Origin of the sequence: Mesorhizobium sp. M7A.F.Ca.US.006.04.2.1, assembly GCF_004022915.1 — a bacterium.
Classification (GTDB): domain Bacteria; phylum Pseudomonadota; class Alphaproteobacteria; order Rhizobiales; family Rhizobiaceae; genus Mesorhizobium; species Mesorhizobium ciceri.
Window position 1 is genome coordinate 1 of record NZ_RZQA01000051.1, and the last position, 14,389, is coordinate 14,389.

General features: G+C 62.9%; 14 protein-coding genes. 8 read left to right on the plus strand and 6 right to left on the minus strand.

Annotation, left to right across the window (positions count from 1 at the left end; genetic code table 11):
• The first annotated feature begins 4 nt into the window (after positions 1-4).
• The 3 genes from EN925_RS04885 to ppa all read left to right on the plus strand — a co-directional run bounded on the left by EN925_RS04885 (position 5) and on the right by ppa (position 1,914).
• The gene (locus tag EN925_RS04885) at positions 5-643 is read left to right on the plus strand and encodes a TPM domain-containing protein (RefSeq protein WP_128336381.1); all 639 of its coding nucleotides are present in this window, start codon (positions 5-7) and stop codon (positions 641-643) included.
• A 118-nt stretch (positions 644-761) separates the two neighbouring features.
• Complete coding sequence (locus EN925_RS04890) at positions 762-1,268, plus strand: GNAT family N-acetyltransferase (RefSeq protein WP_013528996.1); 507 nt, start codon at positions 762-764, stop codon at positions 1,266-1,268.
• A 112-nt stretch (positions 1,269-1,380) separates the two neighbouring features.
• Positions 1,381-1,914 (plus strand): inorganic diphosphatase, encoded by a 534-nt coding sequence (ppa, locus tag EN925_RS04895; RefSeq protein WP_127385704.1) that lies wholly within the window; start codon positions 1,381-1,383, stop codon positions 1,912-1,914.
• 9 nt (positions 1,915-1,923) lie between these two features.
• Here ppa and EN925_RS04900 read toward each other — a convergent pair whose 3' ends face one another.
• Positions 1,924-2,517, minus strand: a complete 594-nt coding sequence (locus EN925_RS04900; RefSeq protein ID WP_027163693.1) for a hypothetical protein — start codon at positions 2,515-2,517, stop codon at positions 1,924-1,926.
• Between the two features lie 45 nt (positions 2,518-2,562).
• The gene (locus tag EN925_RS04905; protein ID WP_127368956.1) at positions 2,563-3,180 is read right to left on the minus strand and encodes a TetR/AcrR family transcriptional regulator; all 618 of its coding nucleotides are present in this window, start codon (positions 3,178-3,180) and stop codon (positions 2,563-2,565) included.
• A gap of 74 nt (positions 3,181-3,254) precedes the next feature.
• Here EN925_RS04905 and EN925_RS04910 point away from each other — a divergent pair, with 74 nt between their 5' ends.
• Both EN925_RS04910 and EN925_RS04915 read left to right on the plus strand, forming a co-directional pair.
• On the plus strand, positions 3,255-4,538 hold the full coding sequence (locus tag EN925_RS04910; protein WP_024504198.1) for an MFS transporter: 1,284 nt from the start codon (positions 3,255-3,257) through the stop codon (positions 4,536-4,538).
• Between the two features lie 180 nt (positions 4,539-4,718).
• Positions 4,719-6,293, plus strand: coding sequence for an alkaline phosphatase (locus tag EN925_RS04915; RefSeq protein ID WP_127368954.1), 1,575 nt, complete (start codon positions 4,719-4,721; stop codon positions 6,291-6,293).
• Between the two features lie 46 nt (positions 6,294-6,339).
• Here the strand turns inward: EN925_RS04915 and EN925_RS04920 are convergent, their stop codons facing one another.
• Complete coding sequence (locus EN925_RS04920) at positions 6,340-6,621, minus strand: hypothetical protein (protein WP_244506871.1); 282 nt, start codon at positions 6,619-6,621, stop codon at positions 6,340-6,342.
• A gap of 197 nt (positions 6,622-6,818) precedes the next feature.
• Here EN925_RS04920 and typA point away from each other — a divergent pair, with 197 nt between their 5' ends.
• Positions 6,819-8,648 carry a translational GTPase TypA gene (gene typA, locus EN925_RS04925; protein ID WP_013529003.1) on the plus strand — a complete coding sequence of 610 codons (1,830 nt, stop codon included), beginning with the start codon at positions 6,819-6,821 and terminating at the stop codon, positions 8,646-8,648.
• 61 nt (positions 8,649-8,709) lie between these two features.
• Here typA and EN925_RS04930 read toward each other — a convergent pair whose 3' ends face one another.
• A complete protein-coding gene (locus EN925_RS04930) occupies positions 8,710-9,336 on the minus strand; it encodes a DUF1062 domain-containing protein (RefSeq protein WP_127368952.1) in 627 nt (208 codons plus the stop codon).
• A 394-nt stretch (positions 9,337-9,730) separates the two neighbouring features.
• Here EN925_RS04930 and EN925_RS04935 point away from each other — a divergent pair, with 394 nt between their 5' ends.
• A complete protein-coding gene (locus EN925_RS04935) occupies positions 9,731-10,345 on the plus strand; it encodes a LysE family translocator (protein WP_127385320.1) in 615 nt (204 codons plus the stop codon).
• A gap of 9 nt (positions 10,346-10,354) precedes the next feature.
• Here the strand turns inward: EN925_RS04935 and EN925_RS04940 are convergent, their stop codons facing one another.
• Positions 10,355-10,678 (minus strand): hypothetical protein, encoded by a 324-nt coding sequence (locus tag EN925_RS04940; protein ID WP_013529006.1) that lies wholly within the window; start codon positions 10,676-10,678, stop codon positions 10,355-10,357.
• A gap of 138 nt (positions 10,679-10,816) precedes the next feature.
• Entirely contained in the window at positions 10,817-11,380 is a 564-nt protein-coding gene (locus EN925_RS04945) for a peroxidase-related enzyme (RefSeq protein ID WP_063169467.1), read from the minus strand.
• Between the two features lie 136 nt (positions 11,381-11,516).
• Here EN925_RS04945 and EN925_RS04950 point away from each other — a divergent pair.
• Positions 11,517-14,389, plus strand: a 2,873-nt coding sequence (locus tag EN925_RS04950) for an NAD-glutamate dehydrogenase domain-containing protein (protein WP_164894137.1), incomplete at its 3' end; no start/stop codon positions are given.

Consider the following 14,389-nt stretch of genomic DNA (forward strand, 5'->3'; position numbering starts at 1 on the left):
GATCATGGCAACACGACCAATTAGCCCGCAGGATCATGAGCGCATCGCAACCGCGATCCGCGCCGCCGAGGAGAAAACCGACGGCGAAATCTACTGTGTCGTGGCGCATGCCAGCGACGGCTATTTCTTCCCGGCCGCCTTCATGGCGACCGTGTGCATGCTGATCGTCAGCCTGGCTGTCGGCTACGGTCTGGAGGCCTGGTGGCTGTCGATCCGGCTGCCGCATTTCGTCCTCGCCCAGCTCCTGGCGCTTGCCTGCCTGCTGGCCTTGTTGTGGGCGCTGCCCGGCCTGCGCATTCACTTGGTGCCGAGGCGGCTGCGCTACCAGGCGGCGCGCGCCAACGCGATCAAGCAGTTCCTCGCCCGCAACGTCCACCGCACCACGGCGCGCACCGGCGTGCTGGTCTTCGTCTCGATCGCCGAGCGCTATGCCGAGGTGGTCGCCGATTCGGGTATCGACGCCAAGGTCGGCCAGCATGTCTGGGACGGCGTCGTACGCGACCTTACCGCGCATGCCGGCGACGACCGGCTTGCCGACGGCTTCGTCAAGGCGATCGAGTTGGTGGGTGCGGTGCTGGCCGAGCATTTCCCGGTCACTGCGGGCGACAGCAACGAACTCGACGACCATCTCGTCGAGATTTGAGCCTTTCCACAGAAGTCTTGAAGGCCCCTCACCAGCGCGGTGATCGCCTGTGAGAAAGCAGCCGGCTGGCCGCCCGGACCCTTGCAATCGGGCGATGCGGGTTTATGGTTAACAAATCATGAATACGCTGACGATCGACATCCGGAAAGCCGACCCGCGCGATGCCAGTGCCATCGCCGAGGTGCATCTGGAAGCCTGGCGCGGCGCCTATTCCGGCATCATTCCGCACCGGACCCTGACATCGATGATCAACCGTCGAGGCGCCGACTGGTGGGCGAATGCGATTCGCCGCGCCGCCACCGTTCTGGTCGTCGAAATCGGCGGCAAGATCGCCGGCTATGCGACGATCGGCAAGAACCGCGCCCGTGAACTGCGCCAGCAGGGCGAAATCTACGAATTGTACCTGCGCCCGGAATATCAGGGCATCGGGCTCGGCAGCCGCCTGTTTTCGGCGGCCAAGGCGCGGCTGGCCGATCACGGGCTGAAAGGCATGGTCGTGTGGGCGCTGGAGGACAACCAGAACGCGCTTGCCTTCTATGCCGGCGCCGGTGGCCGCGATGTCGCCGAGGGCGTCGAGATCTTCGAGCAGAAGGCGCTGAAGAAGGTCGCTTTCGTCTGGGAATGACAACCCGGCCTTTCGGCAATTGGGCGTTCCATTCGCACCCAGCACCATTCGCCGCATTGCACCATGACGCGCCGCCCGCTATCGATCGTCCATCGAGAGAGGGATTTAAGCCATGCGCATTGAAGCCATAGCCAGCGGAAAGAATCCGCCTGAGGACGTCAACGTCATCATCGAGGTGCCGATCGGCGGCGAGCCGATCAAGTACGAGATGGACAAGGAGGCCGGCACGCTGTTCGTCGACCGCTTCCTGCACACCTCGATGCGCTACCCCGGCAATTACGGCTTCGTGCCGCACACGCTGTCGGGCGACGGCGATCCGATCGACGTGCTGGTCTGCAACACGCGCGCGCTGGTGCCGGGCTGCGTCATCAACGTGCGGCCGATCGGGGTGCTGATCATGGAAGACAATGCCGGCCAGGATGAGAAGATCATCGCCGTGCCGTCGCCAAAACTGACGCTGCGTTACGAGAATGTCACCGAATACACTCAGCTGCCCGACATTACGCGCCAGCAGGTGCAGCACTTCTTCGAGCACTACAAGGATCTCGAGCCCGGCAAATGGGTCAAGATCGAAGGCTGGCACGATTCCAAATATGCCAAGAAGATGATCGTCGACGCGATCGAGCGGGCCAAGGCGACCAAGTAGCCCGATCCGTCAGTTGTCGACCCGGCCGAAGGCCGGCACTTTGCCGATGACGGTGTGTCTGTCCTTGCCGCAGGCGAAGGTGCGTGCCTTGTCGTCGGCAAGCTTGCGCGCCTGGTCGTTGGCGGCGGGATTGCCGGTGGCCAGCACCAGGCCGACGGTGCAGCCGTCGCGGGCGTCCATCTGGCCGACCTTGGCGACGAGCAGCACCTCGGTCGGCTTTTTCTCGTCCTCGGGATTGCTGATCGAGCGGCGATGGATGACGGCATAGGGCACTGCCGTGTCGCCCTTGGTTTCGATGCGCCATTCGACTTTGGCTCCGGACGAATTGAGGCCGGAAAAGCTTTCCCAGACCGTCGTCATGTCGCCGCCGGGCGGAAAACCGTAGAACAGCGATTCACGGGCGTCGTCATAGGCGATCAGTACGGGATAGCCGCGATAGCCTGAACAGGCGAGTTCGGCCCAGTCGCCGTCGCCTTCTTCTGCCTGCGCGTAGGTCACGCAGTCCGTTTTCGAATCCAGATCGGTGTAGGCGCTGGAAATGCCGTCGGCTTGCGCCGCCTGACCGAGACCGACCAGGACAAGCGGGATCAGAATGGCACGCATGGCGGTCAATCTCCGTTGCAAGCCGCCGCAGCGTAGCGCCAAACGCTATTTCTTCAAGCTGGCTTGGATCAGCAGGTCGGCATTGCGGGCAACCGCTTGCGCCGGACCGCCGAGGCCGAACAACTGGCCGCTGATATAGGCGCCCTCGATCAGCAGCAGCAGGCCGTCGCCGAGCGTGTCTGGGTCTTGCGCGCCCATCGCAGCCGCCATGGCGCGCAGCCGGCGGCGCAGTTCCTGCTTGTTGGCCTCGCTGACCACGCGAGCCGGGTGGCTGTGGTCGGGATATTCGACCGCCGCATTGGTCATGCCGCAGCCGCGATAGTCCGCCACCTGCGTGCGCTTGCCGATGCGGGTCAGGAAAGCCTTGATCTGAGCGCGCGGGTCGCCGGGATGAGCGGCGACCGCCTCGTCGAAGCGCTCCCAGTATTCACGGTCATATTGCCTGAGATAGGAAGCGGCCAGTTCGTCCTTGGACGGAAAGCTGCGGTAGAGGCTGGGCTTGGTGACGCCGGCACGCTTGACGATCTCGTCGACGCCGATCGCCCTGATGCCGCGCCGGTAGAACAGGTCATAGGCCACATCGAGGATCTTCTTGGCGGCTTTCGGCGGAGCGGATGCATGACCGTCGCTGATGGTCAGTTCAATATTTTTGTCGGTTGGCATCGTGTGACTCGATTGACAATGTTACCGATCGGTACGTATACATGTTCCCACTCTGCAACGTACCGGTCAGTAACATGATAACTCAATCTCGCCCCTTTGGCCAGCGCTACGCTTTCGTCGTGGTCGGCGTCATCTTCCTCAGCCTGCTGGTCGCGGCTGGCCTGCGCTCCGCACCCTCGGTCATGATGCTGCCACTCGAGAACAGTTTCGGCTGGCGCCGCGACATCATCTCCCTGGCCGCCGGTGTCGGCATTCTGCTTTACGGTTTGACGGGGCCATTTGCCGCAGCCCTGATGGAGCGCATCGGGCTGCGCCGCACGCTGCTCGCCTCGCTGGTGGTGATGTCGGGCTCGACCATGCTCAGCCTGCTGATGACCAAGCCGTGGCATCTGTTCATCACCTGGGGCGTGTTCTCGGGCATTGGTTCCGGTGCCGTCGCCAGCGTGCTCGGCGCGACCATCGTCAATCGCTGGTTCAAGACCAATCGCGGCCTTGTCATGGGATTGATGTCGGCCTCCAGTGCCTCGGGCATGCTGGTGTTCCTGCCGCTGATCGCCGCTCTGGCACAGTCGGGCGGCTGGCAGCCGGTTGTCATTGCGGTCGCGATCGCGACCGCTGCCCTGATACCGCTGGTCTGGCTGCTGGTGCCGGAGCGGCCGGCATCGATCGGCATGGTGCGCTATGGCGCCGAGGCTGACGATGTGCCGCCGACGCCGCCTGCGTCACAGGGCAACTTTCTGGCGCATACGTTCTCGACGCTGCGCCGTGCCGCCGGCACGCGGGTGTTCTGGTATCTGTTCGCCACCTTCTTCGTCTGCGGCTTCACCACCAACGGGCTGGTCGGCACGCATCTGATCGCGTTTTGCGGCGACATGGGCATCGGCGAGGTGCAGGCCGCCGGCCTGCTGTCGATGATGGGCATTTTCGATCTGATCGGCACGACATTGTCGGGCTGGCTCACCGACCGTTTCGACCCGCGCAAGCTGCTCGGCGTCTATTACGGCATCCGCGGCCTGTCGCTGATCTACCTGCCCTATTCCGGCTTCTCAGCGACCAGCCTGATCATCTTCGCCGTGCTCTACGGTCTCGACTGGATCGCCACCGTGCCGCCGACTCTGAGGCTCGCCAATGAGGCGTTCGGCGATCGCAGTGGGCCGATCGTGTTCGGCTGGATCGTCGCCGGCCACCAGATCGGTGCGGCGACCGCCGCCGCCTTCGGTGGCACCATGCGCGAGTTGCAGGGCAATTACGAACTGGCCTTCCTGATCGCCGGCATGACGGCAATAGCCGCTGCCTGTATCTCGCTGCTGATCAACACCAGCAAGCCGGCATTCGAGCCGGAGCCGCAGGCGGCGTAGGGAGAGACGCTACCGGCCAAGCTGCCATCTCCCCCACACGGAGGAAGATCGGCAGCTTCGCCGTCCGCGCAAACGCCCACCCGCCTGTTGATCGTCAGAAAAACTTCATGATCCCGAGATGTCCCTGAAACATTGACGCTGGATTTTGGTGGCACCGTTCAAGCCATCCAGGAGACAGCCGTGAACAAGCTTTCGATGACTCGCCGCGCTTTCGTCACCTCCGCCAGCGCCGTTGGCCTGGCTGGCGTCTCGAGCCTGGCGCTGCCCTACTATTCGCGCGCCAGTCAGCGGCCGGCCTTCACCCATGGCGTCCAGTCCGGCGATGTCGACGCAACCAGCGGCATGGTGTGGACGCGCACCGATCGCCCGTCGCGCGTCATGTTCGAAGTGTCGTCGACGGAGAACTTCGCCACTGCGACACGCCTGGCGCCGCTCGATACGTCGCCGGCCAGCGACTACACCGTCAAGCGGCTGCTCACCGACCTCGCTTCGGACCAGGATATCTTCTATCGCATGACGGCAGCCGATCTCGCCGACATCAACGCCGTTTCCGAGCCGATCACCGGGCGCTTCAGGACGGCGCCGGCCTCGAAGCGCGACATCCGCTTTGCCTGGTCAGGCGACACCGCCGGCCAGGGCTGGGGCATCGATGAGACCGGCATGAAGACCTACGCCACGATCGGCAAGCACACGCCCGACTTCTTCCTGCATTCGGGCGACACCATCTATGCCGACGGCGCCATGAAGGACGAGGTCGACCTGCCCGGCGGCGGCAAGTGGAAGAACGTCGTGCTGATCGACGGCAAGCGCAAGGTTGCCGAGACGCTGGACGAATACCGGGACCAGTGGAAGTACAACATGATGGACAGGAACGTGCTCGGCCTCAGCGCCATCTGCCCGACTTTCTACCAGTGGGACGACCATGAAGTCCTGAACAACTGGTCGGATTCGAAGGATCTCAGCGCCGACAGCCGCTATACGGAAAAATCCATCCACGTGCTGGCGGCCCGTGCGGCGCGGGCTTTCCACGAGATGACGACGATCCGCTACGAACCTTCCGAGCCCGGCCGCGTGTATCGCAAGATCGCCTACGGGCCGCTGCTCGACGTGTTCTTCCTCGACATGCGCTCCTATCGCGGCCCCAATGGTCCCGACATGCAGGATGAGATGACGCCGCAATCGCGCATGCTCGGCGAACAGCAGACGAAATGGCTGAAGCGCGAACTGGCGAATTCGAAGGCGACCTGGAAAATCATCGCCGCCGACATGCCGCTCGGCCTCGTCGTCTGGGACGACGGCACCAAGAAGGTTGGTGCCGAAGCAGTCAGCAATGGCGACAATGGCTTGCCAAAAGGGCGTGAGCTCGAGATCGCCGACCTGCTGCGCTTCATCAAGAATGCCGGCATCAGCAACACCGTCTGGCTCACCGCCGACGTGCATTACACGGCCGCGCATTATTACAACCCGGACAAGGCGCAGTTCCAGGATTTCAATCCGTTCTGGGAATTCGTTTCGGGTCCGATCCATGCCGGAACGTTCGGGCCGAACGATTTCGACATGACGTTCGGTCCGGAGCTGAAGTTCATCAAGGCGCCGACCGCCGAACAGGGACAGAACCTACCGCCGTCGGCAGGTCTGCAATTCTTCGGACTGGTCGATATTTCAGGCGCCAGCGAGCAGATGACGGTGCGGCTGATGGATCGCGACGACAATGAACTCTACAAGGTGACGCTCGACCCGGTACGGTCGGCATAAGCGCGCGCTGATGGAAAGGTGTCGCGCGTCTAGGGCGCGCGATGTCTTAGTCCGGGTAGCAGACCATGGAGATATTCGGCCAGACGGCGCTGTCGCAGTTGGCGGCGTCCTGCCGCTGCTTGAAGGCGGCGCTGACCGGGCCGGTCACCACCGGGTCGACGCCGTCGGGCGCGTCGGCGAAAATCTGCTCGGCCGACTGTGCCTCTGACGGCAAGGCAGGCCGTGATTCCTTCGTCGTCGCGGCCGACTGCGCGGCGTTGGCCGCCAGCAGGACGGCGAAGGCAACAGAGGCGATGAGCGGCCAGAATCGGTTGAGTTTGTCGGTCATGATGTTCGAACTGCCCGGGCCCCGAAGGGTTCCCGCCTTGGTTAACAAAATCATCTCACACGCAGATGCTTAAGATTTGATGAGTATTTGGTGACGCGCCTCCTCTTTCGCAACTGCGAAAAACCCTGTATGAGCCGCGCAACCGAAAGAGGCAGCGCCTTTTGGCCTGCTGCCTGCAACGCTTCCGAGACCAGAACATGAAAATCCGTAATATCGCGATCATCGCGCACGTCGACCATGGAAAGACCACCCTGGTCGACCAGCTTTTGAAGCAGTCCGGCTCCTTCCGAGACAATCAGCGCGTGGCCGAGCGCGCCATGGATTCCAACGACCTCGAAAAGGAGCGCGGCATCACCATCCTGGCCAAAGCGACCTCGGTCGACTGGAAGGATACCCGCATCAACATCGTCGACACCCCCGGCCACGCCGATTTCGGTGGCGAGGTCGAACGCATCCTGTCGATGGTCGACTCAGCCATCGTGCTGGTCGATGCCGCCGAAGGGCCGATGCCGCAGACCAAATTCGTCGTCGGCAAGGCGCTCAAGGTCGGCCTGAAGCCGATCGTCGTCATCAACAAGATCGATCGCCCGGACGCCCGTCATGTCGAGGTGGTCAACGAGGTGTTCGACCTTTTCGCAGCGCTCGACGCCACCGACGAGCAGCTCGACTTCCCGATTCTGTACGGCTCAGGCCGCGATGGCTGGGTTTCGGAAAATCCGGAAGGACCGAAGGACCAGCAGTTGGCGCCGCTGTTCGACCTCGTCATCAAGCATGTGCCGGAGCCGACCGTTCATCCCGGTCCGTTCCGCATGATCGGCACCATCCTGGAAGCCAATCCGTTTCTCGGCCGCATCATCACCGGCCGCATCGAGAGCGGCACGCTGAAGGCCAACCAGCCGGTCAAGGTGCTGCACCATGACGGTACTCAGATCGAAACCGGCCGTATTTCCAAGATCCTGGCCTTCCGCGGCCTTGAGCGCCAGCCGATCGAAGAAGCGCAGGCGGGCGACATCGTCGCCATTGCCGGCTTGTCGAAGGGCACCGTCGCCGACACGTTCTGCGACCCGAGCGTGAGCGAACCGCTGCATGCGCAGCCGATCGATCCGCCGACCGTGACCATGTCGTTCCTGGTCAACGACAGTCCGCTGGCCGGCACCGAAGGCGACAAGGTGACCAGCCGCGTCATCCGCGACCGCCTGCTGCGCGAAGCCGAAGGCAATGTCGCGCTGAAGATCGAGGAATCGCCTGACAAGGATTCGTTCTTCGTCTCCGGCCGCGGCGAATTGCAGCTGGCCGTGCTGATCGAGACGATGCGGCGCGAAGGCTTTGAAATCGCCGTGTCGCGTCCGCGCGTCGTCATGCAGAAGGGCGAGAATGGCGAATTGCTGGAGCCGGTCGAAGAAGTCGTCATCGACGTCGACGAGGAGCATGCCGGCGTCGTCGTGCAGAAGATGTCCGAGCGCAAGGCCGAGATGGTCGAACTGCGCCCATCCGGCGGCAATCGTCAGCGCATTGTCTTCCATGCGCCGACCCGTGGCCTGATCGGCTACCAGTCGGAGCTTTTGACCGACACGCGCGGCACCGCCGTGATGAACCGGCTTTTCCATGCCTATGAGCCCTACAAGGGCGAGCTGCCAGGCCGCACCAATGGCGTGCTGATTTCCAACGAACAGGGCGAATCGGTCGCCTACGCCATGTGGAACCTGGAAGATCGCGGCCCGATGGTCATCGATCCGGGCGTCAAGGTGTATCAGGGCATGATCATCGGCATCCATAGCCGCGACAATGACCTTGAAGTGAACGTGCTCAAGGGCAAGAAGCTGACCAACATCCGTGCCGCCGGCAAGGACGAGGCGGTCAAGCTGACCCCGCCGATCCGCATGACGCTGGAACGCGCGCTGGCCTGGATCCAGGACGACGAGCTGGTCGAAGTGACGCCGAAGACCATTCGGCTGCGCAAGCTCTATCTCGATCCGAACGAGCGCAAGCGGTTCGAGAAGTCGTCCAAGGTGGTCGGCGCGGCGTAAGCTCTTATTTTTTCCAACAGCGGAGAGGGGCGGAGCAACCAGTGTTCCGCCCCTTTTTCGTTCATCCACCGGCAGCCGCGATGATGGCCTGCCGATCGGCCTCGCCGGCCAGATCGATGCGGATCGTGTTTCTCGCACGGGCCGGCTTGCGCAGGGCCTTTGCTCCATCCGGGTCAACGATGAGCAGCCGCTTCTCCTCCAGCGCCTGAAGCCGTGATCGCGAGATGCAGAGTTCACTTGCGAGCAGCCGGTCGAGCCGCAGCGATGTCGGCATTTCGAGCCCAAGCTGGAGTTCCAACACGGTCGCGGCTTCCCTGGTGTCGCCGAGCCTGCGCTTGTGAACGCTGACATCGGAGAACTCCTCGACGCGCCCGATCCGGTTGCGCAACGCCACCGCATCGAAGGCATGACGGTGAGCGAGTGCAGGATCGTTGCTTTCGAGCGCCGCCAGCAGCGCCGGGTCGATGTCGCGGCGGTTGCAGCGTTCAAAAATGCCGAAATTCCAGGAATTGTCGCAGTCGATGCAGCGATAGATCAGCCACACGTCGATGCGTTTGCCACTGGCGTTGACGCGGAACTTTCCGCTGCTGCAATAGGCCCTCACGGTGCCGCAGCGGTTGCAATTGATGAGCGGTCGAGGTGCGGTCTGGGGTGCGATTGCCCAGTGGATACGCAGAAGTCCAGACATGCCGATAAGCCCTTCCCGTCGGGAAGTTCATCAGGCCGGCGATGTCGAGATGCCCATGCGGGCGCGGCGTGGCGGTCGCTTGCTATGATTGGAAATCGGATGTCACGGGCGGCAGCGCGCAACAACGGTTCAGCAGTGCCAAACCGGTCTCGAACCGCCGCCCAGAAGAACACATGAAAATGAAAACAGATACCGCAAATGCGGTGTCATGCAGTGTGTCGGGGGAGTTGGCGAGACCGGCGGTTACGTAGGCAAAGTGAAGCTCAAAATTGTTTCGCGATGGCCTTTCTAGCCGCGACATGCCGGACCGACAAGGGTCTTTTGTCGGTGCTACCGCAGCCGAGCCACTTGCGTTAATATCCGAAATCGAAGGTTTTCAACCAGAGACCCGGTTATGCACCCCACCTCGCTCCTGATTTTCGCCGCCGCTCTGTTCGTTGCCGCGGGCTCGCCTGGGCCATCGATCGCGGCGCTTGTCGCCCGCGTCATCTCGAAAGGGTTTCGCGACGTGTTCCCGTTCCTGCTCGCCATGTGGATCGGCGAGGGCATCTGGCTATCGCTGGCGGTGTTCGGGCTGGCTGTCGTGGCGCAGACCTTCCATTTCGCCTTCGTCGTGGTGAAATGGGTCGGCGTTGCCTATCTCGCTTACCTCGCCTGGAAGATGTGGACCGCGCCTGTCGATGCAAAAGAGGGCGAGATGCCGCGCGAGGATTCGGCGATAAAACTGTTCTTCGCCGGCATGGCGGTGACGCTCGGCAATCCCAAGATCATGATGTTCTACCTGGCGCTGCTGCCGACCGTCATCGACCTCGCTTCGGTCAGCATCGTCGGCTGGGTCGAGCTGACGGCGACCATGGCCGTGGTGCTGGTCGCCATCGATCTCGCCTGGGTGCTCGCCGCATCACAGGCGCGCAAGCTTTTGAAGAGCAAGCGCGCCATGAAGATCGCCAATCGCATCAGCGCCACGACGATGGCCGGTGCGGCGGCCGCCATAGCGACGCGGTCCTGAGCCGGCGCGTCACATCACTTCAATGATCGGCGCGATCTCGACGCTGAAGGCCGGGTTCATCAGGATCGGGCAGTCCTTGGCCTTGGCGACGGCATCGTCGATGTCTTTCGCTTCGACGATCGTGTAGCCGGCGGCCGGATTGCTGCCGCCATTGTTCTCGACCTTGCCGCCGGGCAGCACCATCTTCGACATGCCGACCGGATTGCCGCCGTCGACCACAGCCGAGCCGAGCTTGCCGTACCAGCCGTTCCAGGCGTCCATTGCGGCCTTCCGCTCGGCCTCGTCGGTCGGCATCTTGCCCGAGCCATGATAGACGTAGAGATACTTCGCCATGTTCTCCTCCCTTGGTGAGCGGCATCGAACCGGCATGCGGTCATGCCGCCTGCCGATCATCGGACCAAACCGGCAAACAAGCAACGAGAATGCGACACTGCTAATATAACGCCCCGGTCTGGATCCTGCCGCAATCCGTCACCTTGCCATGGCGTGGTATTCGTCGTTCGGCCGCATATCGATTGCCGCGGCCACGCGGTTCGACATGTTGAAGAAGGCAGCGGTCGAGGCGATGTCCCAGATGTCGCGATCGGTGAAGCCGGCCTGACGCAGCGCGCCCCGGTCGGCCTCGACGATCTTGGCCGGCTCTTGCGTCAGCTTGACGGCGAATTCGAGCATTGCCGTCTGCCTGGGCGAAAGATCGGCGGCGCGGAAATTCATCACCATCATTTCGCCGAGCGCCGGATCGCCGGAGAGCTGGCGCACCGCCGCGCCGTGCGCGGTCAGGCAATAGTAGCAATGATTGATCGAGGAGACGGCGACCGCGATCATTTCGCGCTCCAGCTTCGACAGGCCGGACTCACCCAGCATCAAATCGTTGTACATGTCGGTGAAGGCGCGCAGCTTCTTGTCGTCGAAGGCATAGGCCCTGAGCACGTTGGGGACGAGGCCGAGCTTCTCCTCGCATTTGGCGAAATAGGTTTTTGTCGCCTCGCTCAGCTCTCCCTGGCCAAGATCAAGCGCGCTGATTTTGCCGGTCATGGGTCATTTCTCCTCGTTGCGCGGCATCTTGTCGCCAAATTCCGATAATTCTTGGCAAGCCGTCAAACCTTTGTCGCCAAACAGCGGTCATCTGCTACCATAGTCGTAAAAGCATTCGACGGGAGGGACGTGCGTCATGGCCAGCGTGAAATCCGCGAGCAAGCCGAAGAAAAAAGCCACGGCAGCGCTTAAAGCGGAGGAAAGGCCAGCCAGGCTTGCAGACTATCTGCTCGCCCGCGCGCCAGCTGAAGACATTGCTCCCTACGATGTGGCCGACCTGGAGCGGGCTGCCGATCTCGCCGGCCAGGCAGTCGCCACTCACAGGAAAGGCGAGTGCGTCGTCGCCGTCGATGCCGATTCGGGCGTTGTGCGAGACGGCCGCCCGATGACGGTTGTCACGGTCGTCAACGACAACATGCCGTTCCTGTTCGATTCCATCCTCGGCGAGATCACCGAGACATCGGGCGAACCGACCCTGGTCACCCATCCGGTTATCGTCGTGCGCCACGGCAAGGGCGGCGTGGAAGAAATCCTCGGCGACGGCAATTTCGCCAAGGACGATGGCAGCCACGACCGGCTGAGCGTCATCCATGTCCACATCCCGCGGCTGACATCCGAGCAGGCGAGCGGATTGAGCGAGCGGCTGCGCAAGATCCTTGGCCAGGTTCATGCCGCCGTTCACGACTGGAGGCCAATGCTGGCCCGCCTCGATCAGGCGATCTCGGAATTCCGCTATACGGCCGTGCCGCTCGACAAGAAGAGCGTTGCCGAGGCTCTCGCCTTCCTGGAGTGGCTGCGCGACGACAATTTCACCTTCCTTGGCATGCGCGAGTTCAAATACACCGGCGGCGAGGAAAGCGGCACGCTGGAGCGCGCTGAAAAGCCTGGCCTCGGCATCCTGTCCGATCCCGACGTGCTGGTGCTCAGGCGCGGCACCGAAGCGGTAACGACGACGCCGGAGATCCGCGCCTTCCTGCATGGGCCGGAGCCGCTGATCGTCACCAAGGCCAATGCCAAGTCGTCCGTGCACCGCCGCATCTATCTCGATTACATCGGCATCAAGACCTACACCGCCAAGGGTACGCTCGCGGGCGAATTGCGCATCGTCGGCCTGTTCACCTCGACCGCCTACACGCGCTCGGTGATGAAGATCCCGTATCTGAGGTCAAAAGCCGAAACCATCATCGCCAAGTCCGGCTTCGACCGGCACGATCATTCCGGCAAAGCGCTGATCAACGTGCTGGAAAGCTATCCGCGCGACGAGCTGTTCCAAGTGCCGGTGCCGATCCTGCGCAAACATGCCGCCGCCATTCTGGGCCTGGTCGAGCGGCCACGCGTGCGGGCGCTGGTGCGCGCCGACCAATTCGACCGTTTCGTCTCAATCCTCGTCTTCGTGCCGCGCGACCGTTACGACAGCGTCGTGCGCGAGAAGATTGGCTCCTATCTGAAAACCGTATTCGAAGGCCGGCTGTCGGCCTACTACCCGGCCTTTCCCGAGGGCGGGCTGGCGCGCGTGCACTTCATCATCGGCCGCTCCGGCGGCAAGACGCCGAAGGTCGAGCAAGCGACGATAGAGGCGGCGATCCGCGACATCGTGCGTACCTGGGAGGACGCCCTTTCCGATGCGGCCGAGGCCAGTGGCGGCGACCAGGCTTTGAAGGCGATTGCCGCGCGGCTGCCGGAAAGCTACCGCGATTCGTTCAGCGCGGCGGTGGCGCTGGCCGATGCCAGGCGCATTGCCAAGATCAGCGCCGGCAATCCGATCGCCATCGATTATTATCGCCATGCCGAGCAGAAACCGCACCAGGCATCACTGAAAATCTATCATCATGGCAGCCCGGTGGCGCTGTCGCGCCGGGTGCCGGTGCTGGAAAACATCGGCTTCCGCGTCATCAGCGAGCGCACTTTCGAGGTCGGCGACGACCAGGTCGGCACGATCAATAGTGATCGGCCCGGCTTAGTCTTTATTCATGACATGGAGCTTGAGAACAGCTACGGCCAGCCGATCGACCTGACCGATGGCGGCGCGCTGTTCGAAGATGCGTTCCTCTCCGTCTGGCGCGGCGACGTCGACAATGACGGCTATAACGGCCTCGCCCAGACCGCCGGCCTGTGGTCTGGCGAGATCACCATCCTGCGCGCCTATGGCCGTTATCTGCAGCAGGTCGGCATTCCGCAAAGCCAGGATTTCATCGCCGCCGCGCTCAACCGCTATCCCGACATAGCGCGTGGCCTGCATGCGCTGTTCATCGCCCGGCTTGGCCCGACAGCGGAGACCGAAGGCGTGGTGGCCGCAAAGCACCTCAAGGCCAAGATCAAGGATGCGCTGGAGGATGTGCCGAACATCGACGACGACACCATCATCCGGCGCTACCTCAATCTGATCGAAGCCACGCTGCGCACCAATCATTTCGTTGCCGATACGAAAGAAAAGGGCCAGTCGCTGGCGATCAAGCTGGACTCGCACGCGGTCGAGGGCTTGCCGGCGCCGCGGCCGTGGCGGGAGATCTTCGTCTACGGCTCCGAGGTCGAAGGTCTGCATCTGCGCTTCGGTCCGGTGGCGCGCGGTGGCTTGCGCTGGTCCGACCGCGCCCAGGACTACCGCACCGAGGTGCTCGGCCTGGTCAAGGCACAGCAGGTCAAGAATGCCGTCATCGTGCCGGTGGGCGCCAAGGGGGGCTTCTATCCGAAGAAGCTGCCGATGAGCGCCGGCCGCGACGCGATCTTCGAGGCCGGTACTTCGGCCTACAAGAACTTCGTCTCCAGCCTGCTGTCGATCACCGACAATATCGGCCTCGACGGCGTCATCCCGCCGGCCGGCGTTATCAGACGCGACCCGGACGATCCGTATTTCGTCGTTGCCGCCGACAAGGGCACGGCGACCTTCTCCGATACCGCTAACGCGATCTCGGAGAAGCACGGCTTCTGGCTCGACGACGCCTTCGCCAGCGGCGGCTCGGCCGGCTATGACCACAAGAAGATGGGCATCACCGCCAAGGGCGCCTGGGA